Here is a 26,038-nt window from a genome sequence, read left to right on the forward strand (position 1 = left end):
TACGACGCCACCTACCATCTCTATCCGGTGGCCGAGCGGGCGCCGCGTTACTTCGGCAATGGCACGTTGACTGCCGACAGCCGTTTCGTCAGCACGACGAGCTACGACCCGGTCTGCGGTCTGCCGGCGACGAAGACCGACTGGAACGGCATCGTCGAGACCTACACCTATGACGCCTATTGCCGGCCCTATGGCTATGTGAATGCGGGATCGGGCAATTATGTCAACACCCGCTACGAGAACGAGGGCAGCCCGACGACGCAGGCGGTGGTGACCACGTCGCCCAGGACCAACGGCTCGGGCGAAGTCTTCAGCCGCACCTATTATGACGGTCTCGGACGGCCCTGGCGGGTGGAAACACCGGGCGCCTCTGCCACCGACCCGGCTCGCATCACCGACACGGTCTATGATGCCCGTGGGAACGTGCAGAAGACGTCACTTATACGATTCAAGGCCGCCGCGACCGAGAGCGAAACGATACAGTGGACGGTCAACAGCTATGACTGGCAGGACCGGGTGGTGAAGACGGTCAATCCCGACAGCAGCCAGAAGCTCTACCAATACGCGGCGCAGTCGGCTCTCGTCACCGACGTCACCAGGTTGCCGGTGTCGCTGACGGTCATGACCGACGAGGAGAACCATCCGCATCGCAGCTATGCCGACGCGGACGGCAATGTCATCGCCCTGCAGTCGCAGCTCGGCGCGAATTGGGTCACGGAAAACCGTACCTATGATCCGCTCGGCCGTCTGCTGGGTGTACGCGATCCCAAGGGTGCGCAATGGACCTATACCTACGACTGGCTCGGCAACCGGCTGACGGCAAGCGATCCGGATCTCGGCAACTGGTCCTATGAATATGACGATGCCGGCCGGCTGATCCGCCAGACGGATGCCCGCGGTGCGGTGACGACGATGGCCTACGACCAAATGGGCCGGGTGCTCCGCAAGGAGGTGACCGAACCGGGTGCGACGGTGGCGACGCTGCTGGCTGAGAATAGCTATGACGAACCGGCCGCCACCGGCCAGTCGCACAATGCCGGCATGCTGACCACGGCGGCGAATGACAATGCGACGGTCACCTATACCCGCTTCTATAACGGCGCCGGCGACAAGAGCATCACCAGCACGACGATCGACGGGGTGACGAGCACGACCACGGTCGAACACGGGCCGAGCGGCAAGACGACGGCGATCGCCTATGCGCCTGCCAACATCGTCGTCGGCAAGCGCACCCTGCCCTGGCTCTATAACGACGCCGATCTGCTTTCCAGGATCCCCGGGCTGATCGATTCCACCAGCTACGAGGCCGACGGCCAGACGAAGTTGATCACCTACATCAACGGTGTGACGACCAGCTTCAGCTATTCGCCGACACGGCGCTGGCTGGACCGGGTGACGACGGCCAAGGGCACGACGGTGCTGATGGACAATCAGTACAGCCGCGACAAGCTCGGCCGGATCAAGACCATCACCGGTCTGACGGCCAACGACAACTGGACCTACACCTATGACGATCTCTCTCGTCTGACCGGCGCCGACAATGGCGGCGACAACACGCTCGACGAGACCTACAGCTACGACAGCAATCACAATCTGCTCTCACGCACACGGGTCGGCACCTACACCTATCCGGCGGCGACAGCAGTCCGCCCGCATGCGGCAACACAGATCGGCACCAAGACGATCGGCTATGATGCCAACGGCAACATGCTCTCGGACGGCACCCGCACGCTGACCTGGGATGCGTCCAACCGGCTGTCGACGGTCACCCAGAACGGCGCCACGGTGACGCTTGCCTATGGACCGGACGGAGCCCGGGTGAAGAAGAGCTGGGCCTTCGGCACGACGCTCTATCCCGACGCCAATGTCGAGATCGACCGGACGACGCCGGGCACCGACATCTACACCCTCTACCCGCATCCCGACGCCAAGATCGTCGTCACATCAGGCTCGACCACGCAGGACAAGTTCTTCCTGCATCGTGATCATCTGGCTTCGGTGCGGCAGGTGACGAACGAAAGCGGCACCCGCGTCGAGCAGACCGGCTATGCCGCCTATGGCGAAGCCACCAACACCACGATGCAGACCAAGAAGAGCTATATCGGCGAACGCTTCGATCCCGAAACCGGGCTGATGTATCTTAATGCCAGATACTACGATCCGGCGTTCGGGCGGTTCATCTCGCCGGATGATTGGGATCCGACCCAAGAAGGTGTGGGCACAAATCGGTATGCCTATGCCGGAAACGATCCGATCAACAAAAGCGATCCAAACGGGCATCTGACCATAGGCGACCTTTTCTCATCTCCAGCGGAAAGAGATAAAACGCACGGAGAGAATGCCTCACAGTTTGACCATATGGCCGCGGAGCAGCGTGAGCTGGGGGATCCGGAAAACTTGGTTAGTACCTATGAGGATATGGCAAAACGTGAGCGGCAAAGGATCGGTAAAACGACCATGCAGCTAGCACTTCAAGATGGTCTCGAAATCGTTGATTCAGCTTCATTAGGCCTGCTGAAGGGCATATCGGGCGGCGCAAAAGTTGCAAGCGCTGTAAGCAAGTCGGCTCCAATCAACGAAACAGTGCTGAATATCACTAGGCCGCTTACAGCAAACGACTTGGGACTTAAGGGAGCGCTCACCGAGTTGAAGGGCACCTTCACCGTCAAAGACGGCGCGGCAACTGTTTACGTCGATATGATCCGAGGCAATATCACCAATCCCATGGCCTTGGTTCGAAATCTAAGCGAAACGGCTAGAGCGGCCGGTGCAAGTTCAATTACGATCAGAGGAAGACTTGCTAACCCAGCCTTGGAAAAAGTTCTTGCAGCCCGATGGGGCCTAACGGCGGAGGTTGGCAAAGGGACGGACTCATTTACGATACCTATAAGGTGACACGCCGATGAACGCGAGAATTCGGGCAAGAAGAATATTAAAGGATCTGAGGCGATATGAAGCGATGCCTTCGCCGATGTGGCACCAAAGAGATGACTTTGGCTTCTTGATAGGCACGTATTCTAATCCAGGTCCAAGTAACGCCAGAATATTTATATTGGATAACGGCATATTGTGGGGAGACGGTGAAGAAGGAAATTCATTCCTCTACTCCGAGGTAATGGTGGTGTCCATTCTAGAGGGACAAGAGAGCGTTGAAATAATCATCTTGACTGACGGGGGCAAGGAGTTACGGCTTCCTATCTCCGGCAGGGACGGAAAATACTCGGACTGTATGGTCATGCTTCGATTCTTGGATAGGGTTGTAGCGGACGCGAAAAAATAACGAGTGACTCGCATCGGCCGATTTACGAAAAAGGAACGGTTACCCCCGTGGGGTTGTTTGCATATCGTTCTTTAGAGAGATAGACGGCGCTGGACTGAAGACTCCCGGTGCCGGGCCCGATGATTGGCATCCGACCATGGAAGGCGTCGGGACCAACCGATATACCTATGCCCAGAATGATCTTGTCAACAAGAGTGACCCCAATGGGCATCTTATTGAAGGTTTCGATGATCCTCACAACACCTCAGCGGAATTGCTTTGTGTAGGGCAGCTTTGCCTCGGCGAGAGAAAACCAGCCTGCGCGATCAACCTCCGGAAAGCTCCTGACCCGGCCCGATTTCGGCGGCCATTCGATTTGAAATTCCGAACTCCGTATCGCGTTCAGGTCCAGCACCGGATCGGCTTCGATCGACCAGGCGACGACGATCTTGCCGCCGGGCTGTCGGTATTCGCCGAGCAGCGTGGCTATGCCGTCGACTTCTACACCCAGCTCTTCGGCCGTCTCCCGCAGCGCCGCCGTGAGCTCATCCTCTTCCGGCTCGATCATTGCCTTCGGGATCGACCAGGCAGCCTCGTCCTTCCCAGCCCAGAAGGGACCACCCGGATGGACGAGAAGGACTTCGAGGTCGGCGGACAGGCGCCGATAGATCAGAAGCCCGGCGCTACGGATTGCCATTGCCTTGTACCCTCGTCGCGTTCACGAGGCCAGGCATTCCTCGCAAATGCCGCAGCCATCGTCATCCATCCACCGGCATCGGCGCTGACAGCAAAGGCAGACACGGCCATCGGGCTCGTCTTTTGTGTCTTCCGGAGGAATGATCTCGATCACCGTATCGAATAGAGTGTCAGCCACAAGCTCCGCCATCTCGTCGCTCCATCAGTCTCTTCCATATGAGATAGGAGCGGCTGCCGATGCCGGCAAGTTCTCGACACGGCAGCGGCAGGGCGTTTTCCCGTGCACAGGCAGGGTTTGGCGATGTCAGCGACTGGCCGGAATGCGGGCGATGACCTTGATCTCGAAGTCGAAGCCGGCGAGCCAGTTGACGCCGAGCGCAGTCCAGTTCGGATAGGGCGGCTTCCTGAAAATCTCCTGCTTGACGGCCAGGATCGTTTCGAACTGGTTTTCGGGATCGGTGTGGAAGCTGGTGATATCGACAATATCGTCGAACGTGCAGCCGGCGGCACTCAGCGTCGCCTTCAGGTTTTCAAAGGCCAGCCGGACCTGGCGTTCGAAATCCGGCTCGGCTGTTCCATCGGAACGGCTGCCGACCTGTCCGGAGACAAACAGCAGATCACCGGAGCGGATCGCGGCGGAGTAACCGTGCTTCTCGTAAAGATCATGCCTGCCGGCCGGAAAGATTGCTTCGCGTTGGGTCATTCTGATCTCTCTTTATTGTTGGGAACCACCGATGAGGGCCGGGTGAGACTTCACAAGCCAGCCTTCCATTTGATATACGGTGCGTATGTGAGGTAATGGCATACGGTTCGTATGTCAAGTCCGTATACGGGCCGTATGTGAATTGAGGGATCGAATGGCAAAGACGCGCAGCGAAACGATGCAGGAAAACCGCGCCAAACTGATCGCGGCTGCCCGCAAGGCTTTTGCCGAAAAAGGGTACGCGGCAGCGTCCATGGACGAGCTGACGGCTGACGCCGGGCTGACGCGCGGCGCGCTCTACCACAATTTCGGAGACAAGCGCGGGCTGCTGGCGGCTGTTGTGGAGCAGATCGACACCGAAATGGCGGTGCGCGCCAAAGAGATCGGGGCGCGGGCTGGTAATGATTGGCAGGGCCTGCTCGCCGAGGGTGCGGCCTATATCGAGATGGCGCTCAATCCGGAAGTCCAGCGCATCGTTCTGCTCGACGGACCCGCGGTGTTGGGGGATCCCTCGCAATGGCCGAGCCAGAACAATTGTCTGCAGGTGACCAAGAGCGCGGTGGAGCGCCTGATCGCACAAGGCATCCTCAAACCGCTGGACGCCGAAGCGGTGGCCCGATTGCTGAGCGGCGCGGCTCTCAATGCGGCTCTCTGGATTGCTGCCAGCGAAAACCCGCAGAGCGTGTTGCCGAAGGCGGTCGAGACTTTTCATGCCCTGGCGGCAGGTCTGCTTGTGCAGCGTTTATGAGCTTCTGGGTCCGTTCTGCAGGTCAGTGACCAAGGTTGTCGGCGGCGGCGATGATTTCCGCCGTCGTGGGGAAGACGGAGAGGCTGTTCGGCCCGTCGAGCGCCTCGATTCGTGTCCAGCCGATGGTGCCGTCCGCATTGACCAGGAAGTGCCCGACGAGCTGGGTCGCATGGTTCGCGAACATCGCATGATCGGCTTCGGTCAACTCGAAGTGGTCTTTGGCGTTGAGGATCGTGTTGCCTTCCATCGGGTGCAGCGGTTCCGGCAGTTCGCCGGTAGGGTTGATGCGTGCCGCCTGGAACTGCGCCATCGTTGTGAGATAGGGCCATTCGGGCTGCTCGCGGCTCCCATCGGGCAGGAACTCGGCATGCGGCACACCATAGGCCCGATGCGTGCGGCAATCGGGGTCACAGAGAAGCACTATCGGCGTCGGCCGGTGGCGGAAATACAGGCGGGCACGCTCCGCCGGCGTGTTGATAACGGCGACGGTCTCCACCCCGGCGGCGTGCAGGGTCGGCTGTACCGCGGCAAGTTGTTCCAGCTGGCGCCGGCAGAACGGGCAGTGCAGCCCGCGAAAGAAGCCGATCAGGAACGGGCGGCCGCGCAAGTCGGCGAAAGACACCGTTCCGTCGAAGTTGGCCGCGGCCAGCGCGAATCCGGGCGCGGCTTCTCCAGGCTGCAGCGGGCGTTTCTGGTCCCCCATGGAATAATTCCCTTGTCGTATCGCCCAGGAGGACGACCGAAATTCAACTATACCACTTGTCGCAAGAAGGCCCAGTGCTCAGTGTCTGTCACTCCTTCACTGCCCCGGTCATCGACGAAACATAGTAATCCACGAAGAACGAGTAGAGGATGACCACCGGCAGCGAGCCGAACAGGGCTCCCGCCATCAGCGCGCCCCATTCGAACACATCGCCGCGCACCAGTTCGGTCAGCACCCCGACCGGGATGGTTTTGTTCTCAGAAGACTGAATGAAAGTAAGGGCATAGATGAATTCGTTCCAGGACAGCGTGAAGGCGAAAATCCCGGCGGAGATCAGCCCCGGCACGGCGAGCGGCAGGATGATCTTGATGAGGATCTGCCACCGGTTGGCGCCGTCCACCAGCGCGCTTTCCTCCAGCTCGAAGGGGATCGAGCGGAAATAACCCATCAGCAGCCAGGTGCAGAAGGGAATGAGGAAGGTCGGATAGGTGAAGATCAGCGCCAGCCGCGAGTCGTAGATCCCGAGCTTGAAGACGATGAAGGCGAGAGGGATGAAGAGGATCGACGGCGGCACGAGATAGGCGAGGAAGATCACCAGGCCGACCGAACGCGAGCCGGTGAAGCGGACGCGCTCGATGGCATAGGCGCCCAGGACCGAGGCCACCAGCGAGAGAAAGGTCGAGCAGACCGCCACCAGCATCGTGTTCCACAGCCAGCCCGGATAGGAGGTTTCGAGGAACAGGTATTTGATATGGGCGATCGTCGGCCCCACGACCCAGAAGGGGCTGTAATTGCTATAGTCGGTCAGCTGTTCGTTGGGCTTCACCGCGGTGATCGCCATCCAGTAGAACGGGAAGAGCAGCACGAAGACGAAGACGGCCATCGGCAAATAGAGCATCACGATCCGCCGCGGCAGGCGGTTCAGATAGCTCATGCCTTCGGCATTGTCGGTCAGGGCTTGGTCGGCGGTGTTGGAATGTGTCGACATCGTCATTTTCCTAATCCTGGCCGCCCTGTTGCCATTTGCGCCGTTGCAGGCCGAAGAAACTGAACATGATGGCGCCGAGCAGGAAGGGCACCATGGCGACCGCGATGGCCGCGCCCTCGCCAAGCTGGCCGCCGGGAATGCCGCGCTGGAACGACAGCGTCGCCATCAGATGCGTCGCGTTGACAGGGCCGCCCTTGGTCAGCACGTAGATGAGCTGGAAATCGGTGAAGGTAAAAAGCACCGAGAAGGTCATCACCACGGCGATGATCGGCGTCAGCATCGGCAGCGTCACATAGCGGAAACGCTGCCAGCTCGTGGCGCCGTCCAGCGAGGCTGCCTCCTGCAGCGACGCCGGGATCGTCTGCAGCCCGGCAAGCAGCGAGATCGCCACGAAAGGAATGCCGCGCCAGACATTGGCGACGATGACGGATATGCGCGCATTGAGTGGATCGCCGAGGAAATTGATCGGTCCGCTGATCAGCCCCAGCTTCATCAGCGACCAGGAGATGATCGAGAACTGGGAATCGTAGATCCACCAGAAGGCCAGCGCCGAAAGCACCGTCGGCACCACCCAGGGGAGCAGGACGATTGCCCGGAAGAAGGATTTGTAGGGCAGATGCTGGTTGAGCAGCATCGCCAGCCAGAGCCCGAGCGCGAATTTCAGCACCGAGGCGATGAAAGTATAGAGAACGGTGTTGAAGACCGACAGCCAGAAGACCGAGTCCTCCATCAGGAACTGGTAGTTTTCCAGACCGATGAAGATGCCGTCGCGGCCGATCCTGGTATCGGTGAAGCCCAGCCAGACGCCGAGCCCCAGCGGATAGGTGAGAAAGCAGACGAGAAACACCGCCGCCGGCAGCATGAACAGGAAGCCGAGCACATTATTGTTCTGCAGGAGCGAAGAGACCGGCCCGCGCCCACCCTGCGAATTCGCCATCGACATTGCTGATCTCCAGATCGCCGTTTGAACTGCAGTTATCGCGGCATGCCGAAGGCCGGCATGCCGCGTGTTTTGAAACGCGGGTCAGACGCGGTAGTAGCGGTTTGCCCGGCGTTCGGCTTCCTTCATCGCATCCTCCGGCGACATCTGGCCGGTGACGGCGGCCGCATACATGTCGACCAGAACGTAGTCTGCCATGGTCGCGGCCGAGGCATAGCCCAGCGGGCCGGCATAGCCGTTCGGGCGCAGCTTCTCCGAAGCCCGCGCATAGGGCGCGTGGACCGGATCGGCGGTCCAGATCGGATTCTTGGCAAAGGCCTTGAGCGGCTGGCAGCAATAGGCGCTGGAGCCCTGGATCCAGGCATTCATCTGGTCGGCTTCCATCATGAACTTGATGTAGGCCTTGGCCGCTTCCGGATATTTGCTGTGCTTGAAGAGCAGCAGCGAGCTCGTCTGGCAAAGCTCGACGCTCTTGCCGACAGGACCGATCGGGAAATTCGTCGTGCGGATGTCCTTGGCGATTTCGGCGAGCTTCGGGTCGTTCTTGGCGGTGTAATAGACCGAGACGCCATTGGCGATCAGCGAGACCTGGCCGGCCAGGAAGGCGCGGTTGTTGTTGACGTCCTGCCAGCTTTCCGTGCCCGGGATGAAGGTCGCATAGAGCTCCTTGGCATAGTTGATCGAAGCCAGCGTTTCCGGGCTGTTGATCGTGACCTTGCCGCTTTCGTCGACCATCATGCCGTTATGGCTCCACAGCAGCCAATGGGCGTAGTTATTGCCGTCGCCGACCGCCTTGCCGTGCGGGAAGCCGGCCGGCGTGCCCTTTGCCTTCATCGCCTTGCACAGCTCGAGGAAGCCCGCGGTATCGTTGGGGAATTCGTTGAAACCGGCGGCCTTCACATGGCTGTCGCGATAGACGACGGCATTGCCGATTGCCGTCAGCGGCATGGCGATGAAGGTGTCGCCGCGTGTGGCATAACCCTTCACGCCGTCGTACCAGCCCTCGTATTTGTTGCCGAGATAATTGCCGAGTTCGGTGAGGTCGACCAGCTTGTCGGGATATTGATGCGCGTCGTCGAACCAGCACATGATGAGATCGGGACCGGAGCCGACATTGGCGGCAACGGCGGCTTTCGGGCGGATGTCCTCCCAGCTTTCCTTGTCGATGCGGACTTCCACGCCCGTCGCTTCCGTGAATTTCTTGGTATTGGCGATCCAGGCCTCTTCATCGCCCTTGACGAAGGGCGTCCAGCGCAGCAGCCTGAGGCTCGCGCCGCTTTCCGGCGTATAGGTCGGTTCGGCCTGTGCCAGCGATGGCTTGATGCCGAAGCCGGCAGCGCCGGCAACGGCAGCCGTTGCAGCAAGAAATTCACGTCTCTTGATCGTCATGAGATTCCTCCTCATTGAAACAGCGGGAGCAATTCTCCGGCGTCCACCTCCCGCTTGGCGAACGTCGGTCTGGCACCCCCGGAGCGGAAGCTCCCATGGAATGCGTGCGCTCCGGCGGCTGGGAAGACTCCTCCTCTCCCGTGCTGCCGCCGGATGGCGTCAGTCGGTCAACCTCTGTCCGCCTTCGGCATCGAAGAGATGGACGTGCGAAGCGTCGATCGCTACGCGGATCGCTTCGCCCGGGCGCGCATTGACACGCTCCCGGAACACGCAGCTGACGTCGCTGCCGCCGAGGCGAACGGTCAGATGGGTCTCATAGCCGGTCGGCTCGATCACCACGATTTCGGCCGGCACCCCGTTCGGATCGAGCGAGATATATTCGGGGCGCAGCCCGTAGACGAGATCGCGGCCGATCGCGCTCGCCGGCGGATTGGCGACCGGCAGCCGCGTGCCGTTGGCGGCGACGAACTGACCGGCGTCTTCCGGATCGAGCCTGCCCCTGATCATGTTCATCGCCGGCGAACCGATGAAGCCGCCGACGAAGAGATTGGCCGGCTTGTCGTAAAGCTCGAGCGGCGAGCCGATCTGCTCGACGATGCCGTCATGCATGACGACGATCTTGTCGGCCATGGTCATGGCCTCGATCTGGTCGTGGGTGACGTAAACCGTGGTGGTTTTCAGCCGCTGATGCAGTTCCTTGATCTCGGCGCGCATGGCGACGCGCAGCTTGGCGTCGAGGTTGGAGAGCGGTTCGTCGAACAGGAAGACCTCGGGATCGCGCACGATGGCGCGGCCCATGGCGACACGCTGGCGCTGGCCGCCGGAAAGCTGGCGCGGATAGCGGTCGAGCAGCTTGTCGAGGCCGAGGATACCGGCGGCATACTTCACCCGCTTTTCCGCTTCCGCCTTCGGCGCCTTGTTCAGCATGAGCGAAAAGCCCATATTCTGCTCCACCGTCATATGCGGATAGAGCGCATAGTTCTGAAACACCATGGCGATGTCCCGGTCCTTCGGCGGCAGCGTGTTGACCACGCGCCCGCCGATCTTGATCTCGCCGCCGGAAATGTTCTCGAGCCCGGCCAGCATCCGCAGCAGTGTGGATTTGCCGCAGCCCGACGGGCCGACGAGGATGACGAACTCCCCATCGGCAATGTCGATGTCCACCCCCTTGATGACAGGATGCACACCGAAGGACTTCCGCACATCTGCGAATTGAACGCCTGCCATACTCACTCCTCCCAGAAATCGAGCGTTACATGCTTTAAGTATTCGTATCGCACTCTACCTTGCCGGCGGCTGCCATCATCTCTGCCAAGTCCTTCAGCCACCGCAATCCCGCATCTGTGGGTATGGGCCTCCTCCGCCCTCCCCTCAATCTCCTCGGGACGCACCCGGAGCGTCTTCGGCGAGATAGACCTCGATCAGCTCGTCGACGCTGGTTTCGGCGGTAAAACCCAGCTGCGTCGCCCGTTCCGGCGTAAAGGATTTCGGCCATCCGGCGACGATCCCTTCGATGACCTCGTCGCGACGACGGTCGATCAGCTCGGCGGCCTCCGGCCCGGCAACACGACGCAGCGCATCGATCTGGTCGGCAACGGTGGCGGCAAGCCCCGGCATGGTCAGCGTACGGCGAACGCCGAGCGACGATGTGTCGAGTGTCGCGGCATGGATCAGGAACCTGACGGCCGAACGCGGGCTCGCCAGCCAGTGTTTGACCGTTTCCTCGACAGGAAGAACGGCCCGCTGGCCGGCGAGCGGTTCCCGCAGGATCCCGGAAAAGAAGCCCGATGCGGCGGCGTTCGGCGCACCCGGCCGGATGACGATGGTCGGCAAGCGAATTCCGATGCCGTCAACGAAGCCGCGGCGCGAATAGTCGGCAAGCAGAAGCTCCGATATCGCCTTCTGCACGCCGTAACTGGTGAGCGGCGCCAGCACGTAGTCGTCGGGAATGGGATCGGGAAACGGCGAGCCATAGACCGCAATCGAAGAGGAGAAGACAAAACGGGGAACGTAGGTCTCGCGCATGCCTTCCCGACGGATTGCTTCCAGCAGGCCGCGCGTGCCGTCGAGATTGACCCGATAGCCGAGTTCGAAATTGCGCTCGGCTTCGCCGGAAACGATCGCGGCGAGATGGAAGATCACGTCCGCCCGGTAAGCCGCCAGCGCCTGCGCTCCGCCGCTTTCGGAAATATCGACGGCCAGGGCTTCCACCGGCGCAACGACGCCTGGTGGCACCGGCGGAGTGGCGATATCCGCAAGGGTCATGCGGGTGATCCGATGACCGTCGAGGGAACCGCTGCGCCCCAGTGTGCCGGCGAGCTTCCGGCCGACCATTCCTCCGGCGCCGATAATGAGAATATGCATCGTGTTTCGCCTCCCTGCGAGCTACGAGAACAGCAGCTTGGTTGTCGTATAGATACGGGTTTCGTGGATGGCGAAGGCCGCGGCCGCGGCATCCGGGTCCTGCGTCTCCAGGCCGGCAAGGATCAACCGATGATCGGCGATGCTCGTGGCGATCGTACCGGGCTGCGATACGACGCGCCTTCGGTGGCTGAGAAGATAGGAATAGAGGTCGGCGGCCATGTCGGCCAGCACCGCATTGCCGCTCGCACGGTAGATGGCGGTGTGAAATTCGCGGTCGCAGATCAAAAAGCGGACGGGATCGTCGCAGGCGGCTTCCTGGGCTGCGATCGACTTGCGGAGATAATCGAGGGTCGCCGGCTCCATCTTGACGGCGGCGGCCCTGACGACCTGCGCTTCGATGAGCAGCCGCGCCTCATGAACATTGTCGAGACTATAGGCCGAAATGTCGCGATACCGCGCAGCCTGGACCGCCAATTCGCCGACATCCTCGGACGCCACGACCGTTCGCGTTCCCTGCGCAACCGAGAGAATGCCATGGGTGGACAGGATAAGGATCGCGCCACGGACCGTCTCGCGGCTGACGGAGAGCGCGGAAGCCAGCTCCCGCTCGCTGGGCAGCGGATCGCCGGCTTTGAGGATGCCGGTGGCGATGAAAGTCGCAATCTTCTGGACGACGAAGTCTTTCATCGACTTCTTCGGCGCTCCCCCAAGCGTCGCAACGTCATCTTCGAGCATCGCCCGAACATCCATGCCCATTCCCTCCCCCGAGGTCTACTGGTCCGGTAAGTGGGCCAGTAGACCTGAGGGTCAGGAGATTGTCAACGCCTGGTGTCCGCGATTCACTCCGCTGTAATTTGGAGCGATTTGACGAAGGGCAATATCGGCCGGTTGAGAAAATTCACCGGGATGCTCAGGCCGCCTTGGAGGCCTTGCCGAGGCGTTTGATCGCCTGCTCCAGCGGGCGCTGGCCATCACCGTAATCCTCCCAGGCCGGCGATTTCGCCAGCAGGGCCGGCACGGTGCGGATGGTGAAGCGTCTGGGGTCCAGATCCGCTTTGACCTGGGTCCAGGTCAGCGGCATCGAGACGGTCGCGCCCGGCCGGGCCCGTGGCGACAGGGGCGCCACGGCCGTCGCCATCCGGTCGTTGCGGAGATAGTCGAGGAAAATGCGGCCTTTCCTCAGGCTCTTGGTCATCTTGATCAGATAGAGATCGGGATGGTCGCGCGCCATCTGCTGGCAGACGTCGTGCGCGAAGCTCTTCGCCTGGGCCCAGGAAAGCGGCTTGCGCTTGTTGACGGCAAGCGGCGTGACGACGTGCAGGCCCTTGCCGCCTGTCGTCTTGCAGAAGCTGACGAGACCCAGCGCGTCGAGACGATCGCGCATTTCGCGGGCGGCGGAAACCACTGTCGAGAACGGCACATCGGGGCCGGGGTCGAGGTCGAACACCAGCCGTCCCGGCACCTCCGGCCGATGCGGTTCGCAATTCCAGGGATGCAGTTCGAGAGCGCCGATCTGGCCGACCGCGGCCAGCCCCTCGACCCGGTCGATCTGCAGATAGGGCTTCTTGTCGCCGAAGACCTTGACCAGCTCGAGGAGGTTCGAGGTGCCCGGCATCGCATGGCGCTGGAAGAACTGCTCGCCGCCGATCCCATCGGGCGCACGGATGATCGAACAGGGGCGCCCCTCGATGTGCGGGATGATCCACGTTCCGACGGCTTCATAGTAGCGGGCCAACTCTTCCTTGGTCACCGGCCTGCCGTCATCGGCATCCGGCCACAGCGGCTTGTCCGGATTGGAGATCATCACGCCCATGACCTCGGCTTTGGCGCCCTTCCGGGGGGCCGGCCCAGCCTTCGCCTTCGCCTTCCCCTCCGCCGCCGGCTCCGGCACGTCGGTCTCGGCAGGCTTTGCCGGCCGTTCGGCCTTGACCTCCTTGGCCGGCTTGTCCTCGCGCAATCCCTTGAACGCCGCCTGGCGGACGATGCCGTCGGCGGTCCAGCCGGCGAACTCGATTTCCGCCACCAGCTTGGGCTTCACCCAGGTGACTGCGGCCTCCTTCTTCGGCGCACCGATGCCGGTGAAGGGCGATTTCGCCGTCTCCAGCGCTTCCAGCTGCGGCAGCAGCGTCTCTACTTTCTTCGCGCCATATCCCGTGCCGACCCGGCCGACATAGACGAAGTTGTCGCCGCGGTAGACGCCGACCAGCAGCGAGCGGAATTTGCCGTTGGTCTTGGCATAGGCGCCGATCACCACTTCGTGGCCGGCGCGGCATTTCGATTTCGCCCAGCTGTCGGTGCGGCCGGATTGATAGGGTGCATCGGCCTGTTTGGAGACGATGCCTTCCAGAGAGAGCTTGCAGGCGGAGGCAAGCACCGCGTCGCCGCCGGTCTCGACATGCTCGACGAAACGCAATCGAGGGTCGCTGCCGGCATCCGACAGCAGGCGTTGCAGCCGCGCCTTGCGATCGACCAGAGGCAGCGAGCGCAGATCCTCGCCGCCTTCATAAAGAAGATCGAAGGCGAAATAGACGAGATCGCCGGTCTTGCCTTCCGAAATGGCGGCCTGCAGGGCGGCGAAATCCGGCACGCCATGGTCGTCGAGAGCGCAGACCTCGCCGTCGATGATGGCGTCGGGCAGCGCCGATGCCGCCTCGGCGATCTCCTTGTATTTGCCGGTCCAGTCGAGCCCTTTCCTCGTCTTCAGCGTCACCTCGCCTTCGAGCGTGCGCATCTGGATGCGGTAGCCGTCGAACTTGATCTCGTGCAGCCAGCCGGAACCACCCGGCGGCCGCTCCAGGGTCCGGCAAAGTTGCGGCGAAATGAAATCCGGGAGATCGATGGTTTTAGCCTTCTTCGGCTGTCTTCCGGTTTGGGCGTCCTCTTTTCTCTCTTCGGCGGCCAGCCCGTGGCTGCTGTCCCAGACGGCATCGGCCTTGATATCGCCGCCCTTGATCATGAAGGGTTTCGGCTTGCGGCCTTTGCCGGCGGCGATCGCCTGCATCGTCCGGCCGGAGGCGACGGAGGTATCGTTCTCTTCGAGGACGGCTGCGCCATTGTCATCGACCGAGAAGGCGTCGTGGTGCTTGATCAGCAGCCAGTTGGTTCGCTTGCCGCCGTCGCGATCATTGCGCATGCGCACCAGCACGAAGCTGCCGTGCAGCCGTTCGCCTTCCAGGGTGAACTTGAAGTCACCCTTGGCAAGCGCCTGCTCCGGGCTCTTCTTGCCCTCGGGCTCCCAATAGCCGCGGTCCCACAGCATCACCGTGCCGCCGCCATACTGGCCTTTCGGGATCGTGCCTTCGAAGTCGCCATAATCGAGCGGGTGATCCTCGACCTCGACGGCCAGCCGCTTGTCGTGCGGATCGAGCGATGGGCCTTTGGTCACCGCCCAGGATTTGAAGACGCCGTCGAGTTCGAGCCGCAGGTCGTAATGCAGCCGGGTGGCGTCATGTTTCTGGATGACGAAGCGACGGCGATTGCTGCGCGCAATCTGCCTGTCGCCGCTCGGCTCCGCGGTCTTTTGAAAGTCGCGCTTCGATCGATATGTCGAGAGGTTGTCGCTGGCCATGGTCGTTTCCGCAAGCAGCATCCACGCACGGAATGCCGGCCGGCGGCCGGAAGTTCCATGATGGGCTTCTCCAGCTCAAATATTGGCAACAAATGCGCCAAGGCCAGGCCCGGCCTCATCGACAGCGAGCGATCCTCGAGTGTCGGCGGCAGGAAACGGCGAGGATCGATGAAAAATTCTCCGGCTCGCCGCATCGTTCTCACGTGTCAAACGTTAATTGCTACCACAGGGATGCAAACATGCGCGTTGATCAATGGCTTTCTCTTCTCGTCATCGCGCTCATGATGGGCGCCTTCGTATGGGGACGCTATCGATACGATATTGTCGCCGTCAGTTCCCTTCTCGTGGCAATCATCGTCGGTATCGTCCCTGCCAAAACCGCTTTTTCCGGTTTTGCCGATGACATCGTCATCATCGTCGGCAGCGCGCTCATCGTCAGTGCGGCAATCTCCAGGTCGGGGATCATGGATCTCGCACTGCGCAGATTTTCTCCGGAAAAACGCGGGCCGCGAATGCAGCTGATCATTCTGGTCGCCATCGTCGCGGCGCTGTCGGCTTTCGTCAAAAATATCGGTGCGCTGGCGATCATGATCCCGGTTGCCGTGCAGATGGCGCGGAAATCCCGCGTGTCGCCGTCCATGTTCCTGATGCCGATGTCTTTCGCCTCTCTGCTCGGAGGGCTGATGACGCAGATCGGCACATCGCCGAATATCATCGTTTCCCGGGTGCGGGAGGAGATCACCGGACAGCCGTTCACAATGTTCGACTATACGCCTGTCGGCCTGACGCTCGCGGTGGCAGGTGTCGTCTTTCTGGCGCTATTCTACAAGCTGCTTCCCGAGAGATCGCGGATAGAGACGTCGATGGACGAGGCGGTGGCGATCAAGAACTACACGACCGAAGCCAAGGTCGTAACGCCATCGGCGGCGATCGGCCGGTCCGTCAGCTGGCTGCAGAAACCGGCCGGCGGCGATGCGATGGTGACCGCCATTATCGGCGGCAGCGGCCAGAGGCGAACGCCGCTTCCCGATACCGTGCTGAAGGACGGCGACCTTCTGATCATCGAGGGAGAGCAAAGCGCCCTCGACAAGATCGTCAGCGAAGCCAGGCTGCAATTGTCCGATCGCAAACACGAGCCGGAGATCCGCCGGGACATCAGTTCCGTCGAAGCCATCGTCGGCGAACATTCCCGATTGATCGGCGTCAGCGCAAAAGACGTCGCCCTTTTCCACAACACCGGCCTCAACCTTCTTGCCGTCAGCCGCCGGGACAGGCGCTTCACCGAGCGTCTCGGCGAGATCAAGATCCGCAACGGCGACGTCGTGGTTCTGCAGGGCGATTTGCAGAAGCTGCCGGATCTCCTGCGCGAATGGGGATGCCTGCCGCTGGTCGAACGGGATTTGAAGCTCGGCAACGCCCGCAACGGCATGATCCCGGTCGTCATCCTGGCGGCGACGATGGCGGCGACAGCCTTCGGCGGCATTCCGGTCGCGGCGGCATTTTTTGCTGCCGCCTTTCTGATGGTGGTGACCGGTTCCGTTCCCTTGCGCGAAGTCTATCATCATCTCGATGCGCCCATTCTGATCATGCTGGCCGCTCTCATCCCGATCAGCGACTCGCTCAGAACCACAGGCACCACCGAGATCATCGCCGACCTCCTCTCGCGAACCGCCGAAATGCTCCCGCCCTTCGGCGCTCTGGCATTGATCCTGGTGGCGGCCATGGCCGCGACGCCGTTTTTGAACAATGCGGCCACCGTTCTGGTCATGGCGCCGATCGCTGCGACCTTTGCCGCCAAGCTCGGCTTCCGGCCCGATGCGTTTCTGATGGCGGTGGCGATCGGCGCCGGCTGCGATTTCCTCACGCCCATCGGCCATCAGTGCAACACGCTGGTGATGGGGCCGGGCGGATATCGTTTTGGCGACTATGCGCGATTGGGCCTGCCGCTCTCGCTGATCGTCGTGCTTGTCAGCGTGCCGGCCCTGCTGCTTGTCTGGCCGATCTGACCTATGACCTTCTTCTTCGGGATGCCCGATCTTGGGGCCAATTCAGGCTGCGCCATCGGCGCAGCCTGGCAGCGTTACTTCCACTGCGTCCCGTCGGCGGCAGCGCAGCCGTAAGGCGGCAGGGAGCCGGCAAAGGTGCTTTTCAGCTTGGCGCAGCCCCAGCTGTTGAGCGGGCCGGGCATGGCGCTGTTCAGCGTGATGCCGATTTCATCATAGGGGCTGTCGGTGTTGGTGATATAGCGATACCAGCGGAAGCCGGTAAAAACGACGACGGCGACCGCGATGATCAGCAGCAGGCGAATCAGTTTTTTCATATTATTTCCTTTAAGTGCAAACGCCGCCGTTTAGCACTGCGATGTCGAAGCTGAAAGCTCCAGCAGGGTGCAGGACGCGCGGCGTCATGGCGGCAATTTGAAAAATATCGGGCGCAATCGGTTCTCTGACGGAATCTGCAATGACCATCGAAACAGCACGCAATTCGCATCCCATCTACTTCATCGGAGCTTTTGCGACAGGCGGGCTCCTGACCTTCATGGTGCATCTCAACGGGGAGTTGGCGCGTTACGGCAATGCCCTGTTCTCATCCTGGACCGCTCACGGCACCGGCATCATCGCCGCCGTCATTCTTCTCCTGGTGCTCCGCGGCCGACGTGCTCCGATGGCGGAAAAAACCGCGGGCGCGCCTTGGTGGGCCTATCTCGGTGGGGTATCGGGTGCGGCGACGGTCATTCTGACCTCGACCGCGGTCAACTCGCCGCTCGGTCTCTCCGGCACCCTGGCTCTGGGTTTGGCGGGCCAGGTCGCCTTCAGCCTCGCCGCCGACAGCTGGGGACTGTTCGGCCTGCCGAAGCGGCGCCCGGATCTGCAAGACATCGCCGCCCTCGGCCTTGTCGTCACCGGCGGTGCGCTCATCATCCTGTTCGGGCGAGGTGCGGCATGACGGTGTTCCTTCTCCTGGCTTGCCTCGGCGGCGTGCTCGTCGGCCTCAGCCGCCAGCTCAATGGGCGGTTGAGCATATCCACCACGCCGCTGATCGCATCCTTCTGGAACCATGCCGTCGGCTTTGCCGTGCTCACCTGCCTCGGTCTCTTTGTCGGCGGCCTGCTGCCCGCAGGGGCCGCCAAGGCGCCCTGGTATGCCTATCTCGGCGGTTCCATCGGCGTTGTGTTCGTGGCGGCCGGCAGCTGGGCGATCGCGCGCATCGGCGCGGTCAATTCGGCGCTGCTGATCATCGGCGGCCAAATGGTGACGGGGGTGGCGTTTGATTATGCCAGCGCCGTTCCAACCTCGTTCTGGGCGAACGCGACCGGCATTATTCTCATCATCGGCGGAATGATGCTCAGCCGGAGGCGCCGCAAAGCCGGCGGATCGCAATAGCGGCGCTGCGCTTGCCGACGGCTAGCTCGTGCGTCCAAGCGTCGAAAGCGCGTCCTGCAGCCTGAGCGCCGCAAGTGCTTCGGTCGCCTCATCCGGAGGCCATCCCGCTTCGAGCGCCGCAGCCAGAACCAGCGATTCCATCTGAAGCTCGAGCTTCTCATACAGCGGCTCGATGGCTTCGCGCGCTGTTACAAGGTGTTGGTCGGGGGGAGTGATGGGTGTGGCGGCAACCCTGGGCATGACATGCTCCTCCTTTGAACGCTAAGGTTCGAAACCAATGACGGACATGCTTGTTCCGTTCAGATCGCTGTTGGCCCTGGAAAAATTACAAGGAGAGCCAGGTATCTTGTCGCCCGACCTCGGTCCTTCGTCGGGCCGTCTTTGGTGTCGGAGCAATCCTTCGCGCGATATGAAAAGCGCGCGAAAAATGATGATAACACATATGACGAAATTTCCTCCACCTCAGAAATGCACGAATGACGATTGCCGGCGGAATCTTTCCGTTCGCGTCCCCTTAGGTGACCGGTACGGGAGCGAGCCGAAACGCGACTGGGGTAATTGGGGGCTTGACCTCACCGGGCCGGCCGCAAACAGGCGGGCGGGAATGCTCTTCCCCGCCGTATCATCGTTCAAACCACGGCCTTTTCAGGCGAGGTATTTCGTGAACCAGTCGACCGTTCGCTGCCAGGCGAGCTTGGCGGCCGCTTCGTCGTAGCGCGGCGTGGAATCATTGTGGAAGCCGTGGTTGACGTCGGGATAGACATAGGCCTCGTAGGTTTTTCCGGACGATTTCAGTGCGGCTTCATAGGCCGGCCAGCCTTCGTTGATCCCCTTGTCCAGCCCGGCATAATGGATCAGCAAGGGCGCCTTGATCTTCGGCACGTCCTCGGCGCGCGGTTGCCTGCCGTAAAACGGCACGGCGGCGGCCAGCTCGGGATAGGCGACCGCCGCGGCATTGGCGACGCCGCCGCCGTAGCAGAAACCGGTGATGCCGACCTTGCCGGTGGTGAGGTCGCTCTTCATCAGAAACTCGACGGCCGCGAAGAAGTCGTTCATCAGCTTCTCCGGGTCGACCTTCTGCTGCAGCTCCTTGCCTTTTTCGTCGTTGCCGGGATAGCCGCCGACCGAGGTCAGGCCATCCGGCGCCAGCGCGATGAAACCTGCCTTGGCCACGCGCCGCGCCACATCCTCGATATAGGGGTTCAAGCCCCTGTTCTCGTGAACGACGACGACGGCCCCGACCTTGCCGGCGGCTTTGGCGGGACGGACGAGATAGGCGCGGACATCGCCATTTCCTTTCGGCGAGGGATAGGTGATGTATTCGGCCGATATGTCCGGATCGGTGAATTCGACCTGGGTCGCCAGCGCATAATCGGGGCTGAGCGAGGCAAGAATGGCGGCTGCCGTTACGCCGCCGACGGCGAATTTGCCGGCCCGGTCGAGAAACTCGCGTTTGGTGATTCTCCCATGCGCATAGTAATCATAGAGTTCGAGCAGTTCCTGCGGGAAATCCTTGGCTGTCATGCGGGTCATGATGGCTCCTCCTGGCCTCGGGTTCTCAGAGCATCCTACACACGTAAACTCGCGGTTCTTTTCAACATTTCGCGAGATTGGCGTGAGGCCCGATTTCGTCTCCCACCTCAGGCGCGCGCGGGCGCTTCCATCCTGCAATCCAGGCCCGGCCGGCTGCGGCAGGCAATCGGCAGCCGCCTACCGATCTATGAAAATTAATTTCATACTCATGCTGTGAGGCCCGTTTTCTATTGACGCCTCTCGTTTTTTGTCCCAACTTAAAGAAAATAAATTACCTAAATTGGGAACCTGATCGGCATGAAAGTGGGAATCATCGGGCTGGGATTCCGGCTCGGCTATCTCGGCTATGTCTTTAAAGCGATCGATAGCAGCTTCGATATTGTCGGCTATGTGGATCCGGAACCTGCCGGGCTTCCCGGATTGACGGAAAAGGGAATTTCGGTCGGCAAGGCCTACGGCTCGCCGGAAGAGTTGCTCGCCTCCGAAAAGCTCGATCTGCTGATGATCGGCTCCCCCAATCACCTGCATCTCGGCCATATCCGGCTCGGGCTTGAGGCCGGTCTCAAGGTCTTCTGCGAAAAGCCGATCGTCACGACCATCGCCGAAAGCATCGAGCTTGCGCATCTGATGGCGAAGTTCGGCCATGAGCGGCTGATGGTCGGTCTGGTGCTGCGCTACTCCCCGCTTTACAAGGATCTGCGCGCCATCCAGGCCGCGGGTAAGCTCGGTCAGATCGTGTCGATCGAAGCCTCCGAACATATCGAGCCCTATCACGGCGCCTTCTTCATGCGCGACTGGCGCCGCTACGAGCGCTATTCCGGCAGCTTCATGCTGGAGAAATGCTGCCACGACCTCGACCTTTATAATGGTGTCGTCGGCGCGCGGCCGGAGCGGGTGGCGAGTTTCGGCGGCCGCAAGAGCTTCACTCCGGCCAACGACCCGGCGCGCGAGGGCATCAACGATCTCGAGCTTTTCCACCGCAAGCCGAGCGGCTGGATGGGCTCCGACAAGGTCTTCGACAGCGATGCCGATATCATCGACTATCAGGTGGCGATCGTCGAATATGAAAACGGTGTCGGCATGAACTTCCACACCAATCTGAACGTGCCCGACCAGTTCCGCCGTTTCGCCATCATGGGCTCGCGCGGCATGGCCGAGGGCGATTTCGTGCGCGGTTACCTCGATGTGCACGAGCAGCTGACCGGCAACAAGATCGTCGAAAACAAATATGCCGCCACCGAACTTTCCCAGCATTACGGCGCCGACGAACAGATGGCGAGCGATCTGCTGGAAAGCGTGCGCACCGGGCTCGAACTTCCGGTTTCCACGCTGAATGCGCTCGAAGCCGGCATTCTGGCGCTGGCGATGGACGAAGCGAGGATGAAGAAAACGGTCGTCGATCTCAGACCCGTCTGGGACCGCTTCGACGAAGCCCTTCACGCAAGAGCGGCTTGAGGACGGCGGCAAGATGAGTGTCCAAAGAAGCGCCTTCATCTTCGCCTGGATCCTCCTTCTTCCGGCCGTCCTCTACGTTCTCGCCATCGTCGCCTATCCCCTCGTCGATACGTTCATTCTCTCCTTCACCGATGCGTCGCTGAAGAAGACCACCAATTGGGTCGGCTGGGTCAATTACGAGAAGATCTTCAACGCCACGTTTGCGGAGGTGATCCTGCGCACCTTCGTCTGGACCTTCTTCTCCGTCGCGCTGAAAATGGTGATCGGCACCTTCGGCGCATGCATGCTCAATGCCGCCGTCCCCGGCCGCTCGCTGTTCCGGCTGTTGACCATGCCGCCCTGGATCGTGCCGATGGCGATCGGCATCTTCATGTGGGGCTGGATGTATAATGGCCAGTTCGGGATGATCTCGGGGCTTCTGCAGCGCTTCGGTCTCGTCGACGGCCCGGTCGCCTTCCTCGCCTATGGCAGCACCGCCTTCTGGGCGACGATCGTCACCGACGTCTGGATCGGCGTGCCGCTGGTGACGATCTATTTCCTGGCGGCGATCCAGTCGATTCCGAAGGATCTCTACGAGGCCGCCTGGACCGACGGCGCCGGCCGCTGGTACCGCTTCCGCCGCATCACCCTGCCGCTGATGGTGCCGGCGATCATCACCATGTCGATGCTGTCGCTGATCGCCACCTTCAACTCGTTCGACATTATCTGGATCCTGACGCAGGGCGGCCCGAGCGGCGAGACGACGACGATGATCATCGACACTTACCAGACGGCGATCGGCTCGAAGAAATACGGCGAAGGTGCGGCGCGCGCCGTGCTGATCTGCATCTTCCTGTCGCTCTTCTGCTTCGCCTATTTCCGCGTCACCCGCCGCCTCAATCCGGAGAAACGCGCATGAGCAGCGCTGCGATGATCGACCGTTACCGCTGGTGGGAAATCGTGCTCATCTATTGCGGCATCGCGCTGTTTCTCTTCTTCGTGCTCTCGCCCTTCGTCGAAGGTTTCCTCGTCTCGCTGAAACCGCTCGCCCAGCTCTTTTCCTCACCCTACCGCTTCTGGCCGGAAAACGGCTCCTTCGAAGCCTATCGGACGATGTGGATCAGCGTGCCGGGTTTTGGCCGCTATATCTTCAATTCCTTCTTCATCTCGACCATCGTCACGGTGATCGTGCTCTGCCTCGTCATTCCGGCGGCCTACGCTTTCGCGAAGTTCGAATTCAAGGGCATGGGGATATTGCTCGGCGCGTTTCTGACGGTGAACATGTTCTCCGGCGCCGTGCTTCTGATCCCGCTCTTCCGGCTGATGCGCAGCATGGGCGTGCTCAACACCTATCTCGCGATGATCGTGCCCGGCGTCGCCTTCCTGATCCCCTCGGCGATCTGGCTGCTGCGCACCTATATGATCCGCATTCCCCAGGAACTCAACGAAGCGGCCTATATGGATGGCGCCAGCCATTTCTACACGCTTCGCCGTGTCATCCTGCCCATCGCGATGCCGGGGATCATCGTCGTCGCCATCACCACCTTCATCGGCGCTTACGCCCAGCAATTCATCTTCGCGCTGACGTTCAACTCGAAGACCGAATACATGCCCTTGCCGGTGGGGCTCTTTGCTTACTTCGGCAAGCAGGAGGTCATCTGGAACGAACTGATGGCGGCTTCCTTCGTCGGCATTGCGCCGGCGATGGTCGTCATCTTCTTCCTTCAGCGTTACCTCGTCGGCGGGCTGACCGCCGGTGCGGTGAAACAATAAGAGCAAAAATAGAGTGAACAGCTAACCAAGAATGGGAGTCACGACGTGAGCATAACAATCAAGACTAGCCTTATGGCGCTCGCTTTGCTCGGTTCGACGGCACTGACCGCGGTCACTGCCCAAGCGGCCGACAAGGAAATCAGCTGGATCTATTGCGGCGACACGATCGACCCGGTCCACACCAAATACATCAAGGAATGGGAATCCAAGAACGCGGGCTGGAAGGTCACGCCTGAGGTCGTCGGCTGGGCGCAGTGCCAGGACAAGGCAACGACGCTTGCCGCTGCCGGCACGCCGGTCGCGATGGCCTATGTCGGCTCGCGCACGCTGAAGGAATTCGCCCAGAACGACCTCATCGTCCCCGTGCCGATGACCGATGACGAGAAGAAGAGCTATTATCCTCATATCGTCGATACGGTGACCTTCGAGGGCAATCAGTGGGGCGTTCCGATCGCCTTCTCCACCAAGGCGCTCTATTGGAACAAGGATCTCTTCAAGCAGGCCGGCCTCGATCCCGAGAAGCCGCCGAAGACCTGGGCCGAAGAAATCGAGATGGCGAAGACCATCAAGGAAAAGACCGGCATTCCGGGCTTCGGCCTCTCCGCCAAGACCTTCGACAACACGATGCACCAGTTCATGCATTGGGTTTACACCAATAACGGCGCGGTGACCGATGCCGAAGGCAAGGTCACGCTCGACAGCCCGCAGATTCTGGCCGCGCTGAAAGCCTATAAGGATATCGTCCCCTACTCCGAGGAAGGCCCGACGGCCTATGAGCAGAACGAAGTCCGCGCCATCTTCCTCGACGGCAAGGTCGCCATGATCCAGGCCGGATCGGGCGCTGCCTCCCGCCTGAAGGAGACCAAGATTGCCTGGGGCATCACGACCCTGCCGCTCGGTCCCGACGCCAAGGGCCCCGGCACGCTCTTGATCACCGACAGCCTGGCAATCTTCAAGGGGTCAGGCGTCGAGGAGAAGGCGACCGAGTTCGCCAAATTCATCACCTCGCCGGAGGTTCAGTCGGAATACGAACTGCAGGGCGGCGCCGGCCTCACCCCGCTGCGTCCATCGAAGAAGGTCGACGAATTCGTCGCCAAGGATCCCTATTGGAAGCCGCTGATCGACGGCATCAGCTATGGCGGCCCCGAGCCGCTCTTCACTGACTATAAGGGCTTCCAGAACTCGATGATCGAAATGATCCAGTCGGTGGTCACAGGCAAGGCCGAGCCGGAAGCCGCGCTGAAGAAGGCTGCCGGCGAAATCGAGGCCTTCAAGTAAGCTCTCTCCCTGGGGTCGCGGCATAAGCCGCGGCCCCTCCCCTATATCGAACATGCGACGAAGGCCGCCGGCGGAGACAGATTTTTGGGACAGCTTCTTCTCAACAAGGTTCAGAAGTTCTACGGCGACTATGAGGTCCTGAAGGGCGTGCAGCTCGAAGTGAAGAACGGCGAATTCGTCGTCTTTGTCGGCCCGTCCGGCTGCGGCAAATCCACCCTTTTGCGCATGATCGCCGGTCTCGACGCGACGACGGCCGGCGACATCGTCATCAATGGGGTCAGGGTCAACGACCTGCCGCCGGTCAAGCGCGGCATCGCCATGGTGTTCCAGTCCTACGCGCTCTATCCGCACATGACCGTCTTCGAAAACATCGCCTTCCCGCTGCGCGTCGAGAAGATGGAGGAGCAGAAGCTCAAGGCCAAGGTCGAAAATGCCGCGCGCATCCTGCACCTCGAACAGCGGCTGCAGCAGAAACCCGGCATGCTGTCCGGCGGCCAGCGCCAACGCGTCGCGATCGGCCGCGCCATCGTGCGCGAACCGAAAATCTTCCTGTTCGACGAGCCGCTCTCCAACCTCGACGCGGCATTGCGCGCCGATATGCGCATCGAGCTCGCCAAGCTGCACCGGCAGCTGAAGGCGACGATGATCTATGTGACGCACGACCAGGTCGAAGCGATGACCATGGCCGACCGAATCGTCGTGCTCGACGCCGGCAACATCTCCCAGACCGGCGCGCCGCTCGAGCTTTATCACAAGCCCGCCAACCAGTTCGTCGCAGGCTTCATCGGCAATCCGAAAATGAATTTCCTGCCCGTAACCTGCAAGGGCGTCAGCGCCAACGGCGTCGAAGTGGATTACCAGGGCCAGACCGCCGTCCTGCCGGTGACGCCGCGTGAGGGCATGGTCGGCAAGCCTTTGACGCTCGGCATCCGCCCGGAGCATATCCAGCTCGGCGGCGGCGACATCGTCTTCACGGTAACGCCGACCGTCATCGAGCGCCTCGGCGCCAATACGGTCGCCTACGCCTCGCTCAACGGCGAGGGCGAGAATTTCTGCGCCATGCTGCCCGGCAGCGTCGGCATCCGCCCGGATGCGCCTGTTTCAACCGGCATCAATGCCGCCGATTGCCACCTCTTCGACGAGGCGGGCATCGCCTTCGAGCGGCGGGTGGAATTGACCGAAATCGATATGAATGTGATCAATCCGACGGCGGCTTGAGCCAACTTGGCTTCGTGTGGGCAGCTCGTCCTCCCAGGGGGGGCAACGCTGATCGAACGAC

The 26,038-nt window shown here is 61.3% G+C and carries 24 protein-coding genes; 11 read left to right on the forward strand and 13 right to left on the reverse strand.

Annotated features, from left to right (window positions below; genetic code table 11):
* Together CO666_RS29940 and CO666_RS33850 are read left to right on the forward strand one after the other, a co-directional pair.
* Positions 1-2,895, forward strand: a 2,895-nt coding sequence (locus CO666_RS29940; RefSeq protein ID WP_143540386.1) for an RHS repeat-associated core domain-containing protein, incomplete at its 5' end; no start/stop codon positions are given.
* A gap of 7 nt (positions 2,896-2,902) precedes the next feature.
* Positions 2,903-3,280: a hypothetical protein gene (locus tag CO666_RS33850; RefSeq protein WP_143540387.1), complete on the forward strand. Its 378-nt coding sequence runs from the start codon at positions 2,903-2,905 to the stop codon at positions 3,278-3,280.
* Between the two features lie 244 nt (positions 3,281-3,524).
* Here CO666_RS33850 and CO666_RS29950 read toward each other — a convergent pair whose 3' ends face one another.
* The gene (locus CO666_RS29950) at positions 3,525-3,956 is read right to left on the reverse strand and encodes an NUDIX hydrolase (RefSeq protein WP_097615647.1); all 432 of its coding nucleotides are present in this window, start codon (positions 3,954-3,956) and stop codon (positions 3,525-3,527) included.
* Between the two features lie 303 nt (positions 3,957-4,259).
* Positions 4,260-4,658 carry a RidA family protein gene (locus CO666_RS29955; RefSeq protein WP_097615648.1) on the reverse strand — a complete coding sequence of 133 codons (399 nt, stop codon included), beginning with the start codon at positions 4,656-4,658 and terminating at the stop codon, positions 4,260-4,262.
* 154 nt (positions 4,659-4,812) lie between these two features.
* Here CO666_RS29955 and CO666_RS29960 point away from each other — a divergent pair, with 154 nt between their 5' ends.
* Positions 4,813-5,406: a TetR/AcrR family transcriptional regulator gene (locus CO666_RS29960; RefSeq protein ID WP_097615649.1), complete on the forward strand. Its 594-nt coding sequence runs from the start codon at positions 4,813-4,815 to the stop codon at positions 5,404-5,406.
* Between the two features lie 22 nt (positions 5,407-5,428).
* Here the strand turns inward: CO666_RS29960 and CO666_RS29965 are convergent, their stop codons facing one another.
* The 8 genes from CO666_RS29965 to ligD form a co-directional block, all read right to left on the reverse strand.
* Positions 5,429-6,109, reverse strand: a complete 681-nt coding sequence (locus tag CO666_RS29965; RefSeq protein ID WP_097615650.1) for a redoxin domain-containing protein — start codon at positions 6,107-6,109, stop codon at positions 5,429-5,431.
* Positions 6,110-6,197: 88 nt separating this feature from the next.
* Complete coding sequence (locus tag CO666_RS29970; RefSeq protein WP_097615651.1) at positions 6,198-7,097, reverse strand: carbohydrate ABC transporter permease; 900 nt, start codon at positions 7,095-7,097, stop codon at positions 6,198-6,200.
* 10 nt (positions 7,098-7,107) lie between these two features.
* Complete coding sequence (locus CO666_RS29975; RefSeq protein WP_097615652.1) at positions 7,108-8,040, reverse strand: carbohydrate ABC transporter permease; 933 nt, start codon at positions 8,038-8,040, stop codon at positions 7,108-7,110.
* 81 nt (positions 8,041-8,121) lie between these two features.
* The gene (locus tag CO666_RS29980) at positions 8,122-9,426 is read right to left on the reverse strand and encodes an ABC transporter substrate-binding protein (protein WP_097615653.1); all 1,305 of its coding nucleotides are present in this window, start codon (positions 9,424-9,426) and stop codon (positions 8,122-8,124) included.
* 159 nt (positions 9,427-9,585) lie between these two features.
* Complete coding sequence (locus CO666_RS29985; protein WP_097615654.1) at positions 9,586-10,653, reverse strand: ABC transporter ATP-binding protein; 1,068 nt, start codon at positions 10,651-10,653, stop codon at positions 9,586-9,588.
* Between the two features lie 144 nt (positions 10,654-10,797).
* The gene (gene denD, locus CO666_RS29990; RefSeq protein ID WP_097615655.1) at positions 10,798-11,790 is read right to left on the reverse strand and encodes a D-erythronate dehydrogenase; all 993 of its coding nucleotides are present in this window, start codon (positions 11,788-11,790) and stop codon (positions 10,798-10,800) included.
* 21 nt (positions 11,791-11,811) lie between these two features.
* Positions 11,812-12,540, reverse strand: a complete 729-nt coding sequence (locus CO666_RS29995; protein WP_097615656.1) for a FadR/GntR family transcriptional regulator — start codon at positions 12,538-12,540, stop codon at positions 11,812-11,814.
* 160 nt (positions 12,541-12,700) lie between these two features.
* The gene (gene ligD, locus CO666_RS30000; RefSeq protein ID WP_097615687.1) at positions 12,701-15,358 is read right to left on the reverse strand and encodes a DNA ligase D; all 2,658 of its coding nucleotides are present in this window, start codon (positions 15,356-15,358) and stop codon (positions 12,701-12,703) included.
* Between the two features lie 239 nt (positions 15,359-15,597).
* Between ligD and CO666_RS30005 the strand changes: the two genes are divergently transcribed.
* Positions 15,598-17,364 carry an SLC13 family permease gene (locus CO666_RS30005; protein WP_097615657.1) on the forward strand — a complete coding sequence of 589 codons (1,767 nt, stop codon included), beginning with the start codon at positions 15,598-15,600 and terminating at the stop codon, positions 17,362-17,364.
* 74 nt (positions 17,365-17,438) lie between these two features.
* Here CO666_RS30005 and CO666_RS30010 read toward each other — a convergent pair whose 3' ends face one another.
* Positions 17,439-17,678: a hypothetical protein gene (locus CO666_RS30010; protein ID WP_097615658.1), complete on the reverse strand. Its 240-nt coding sequence runs from the start codon at positions 17,676-17,678 to the stop codon at positions 17,439-17,441.
* 140 nt (positions 17,679-17,818) lie between these two features.
* Here CO666_RS30010 and CO666_RS30015 point away from each other — a divergent pair, with 140 nt between their 5' ends.
* Both CO666_RS30015 and CO666_RS30020 read left to right on the forward strand, forming a co-directional pair.
* Positions 17,819-18,304 (forward strand): DMT family transporter, encoded by a 486-nt coding sequence (locus CO666_RS30015; RefSeq protein WP_097615659.1) that lies wholly within the window; start codon positions 17,819-17,821, stop codon positions 18,302-18,304.
* Complete coding sequence (locus CO666_RS30020) at positions 18,301-18,741, forward strand: DMT family transporter (RefSeq protein ID WP_097615660.1); 441 nt, start codon at positions 18,301-18,303, stop codon at positions 18,739-18,741. The genes CO666_RS30015 and CO666_RS30020 overlap by 4 nt, the downstream gene beginning before the upstream one ends.
* A 21-nt stretch (positions 18,742-18,762) precedes the next feature.
* Here the strand turns inward: CO666_RS30020 and CO666_RS30025 are convergent, their stop codons facing one another.
* Complete coding sequence (locus CO666_RS30025; RefSeq protein ID WP_097615661.1) at positions 18,763-18,981, reverse strand: hypothetical protein; 219 nt, start codon at positions 18,979-18,981, stop codon at positions 18,763-18,765.
* A 405-nt stretch (positions 18,982-19,386) separates the two neighbouring features.
* Positions 19,387-20,274, reverse strand: a complete 888-nt coding sequence (yghX, locus tag CO666_RS30030) for a YghX family hydrolase (protein WP_097615662.1) — start codon at positions 20,272-20,274, stop codon at positions 19,387-19,389.
* Between the two features lie 297 nt (positions 20,275-20,571).
* On the opposite strand from yghX, the gene CO666_RS30035 reads away from it, so the two are divergent.
* The 5 genes from CO666_RS30035 (at position 20,572) to CO666_RS30055 (ending at position 25,977) form a co-directional block, all read left to right on the forward strand.
* A complete protein-coding gene (locus CO666_RS30035) occupies positions 20,572-21,729 on the forward strand; it encodes a Gfo/Idh/MocA family protein (protein ID WP_097615663.1) in 1,158 nt (385 codons plus the stop codon).
* Between the two features lie 13 nt (positions 21,730-21,742).
* Positions 21,743-22,627, forward strand: a complete 885-nt coding sequence (locus tag CO666_RS30040) for a carbohydrate ABC transporter permease (RefSeq protein WP_097601388.1) — start codon at positions 21,743-21,745, stop codon at positions 22,625-22,627.
* On the forward strand, positions 22,624-23,481 hold the full coding sequence (locus CO666_RS30045) for a carbohydrate ABC transporter permease (RefSeq protein ID WP_097615664.1): 858 nt from the start codon (positions 22,624-22,626) through the stop codon (positions 23,479-23,481). Before CO666_RS30040 ends, CO666_RS30045 begins: the two co-directional genes overlap by 4 nt.
* 72 nt (positions 23,482-23,553) lie before the next feature.
* Positions 23,554-24,759 carry an ABC transporter substrate-binding protein gene (locus CO666_RS30050; protein WP_097615665.1) on the forward strand — a complete coding sequence of 402 codons (1,206 nt, stop codon included), beginning with the start codon at positions 23,554-23,556 and terminating at the stop codon, positions 24,757-24,759.
* 84 nt (positions 24,760-24,843) lie between these two features.
* Positions 24,844-25,977: an ABC transporter ATP-binding protein gene (locus CO666_RS30055; RefSeq protein WP_097615666.1), complete on the forward strand. Its 1,134-nt coding sequence runs from the start codon at positions 24,844-24,846 to the stop codon at positions 25,975-25,977.
* Positions 25,978-26,038 lie beyond the last annotated feature (61 nt).

Source organism: Rhizobium chutanense (assembly GCF_002531935.1).
Classification (GTDB): Bacteria; Pseudomonadota; Alphaproteobacteria; order Rhizobiales; family Rhizobiaceae; genus Rhizobium; species Rhizobium chutanense.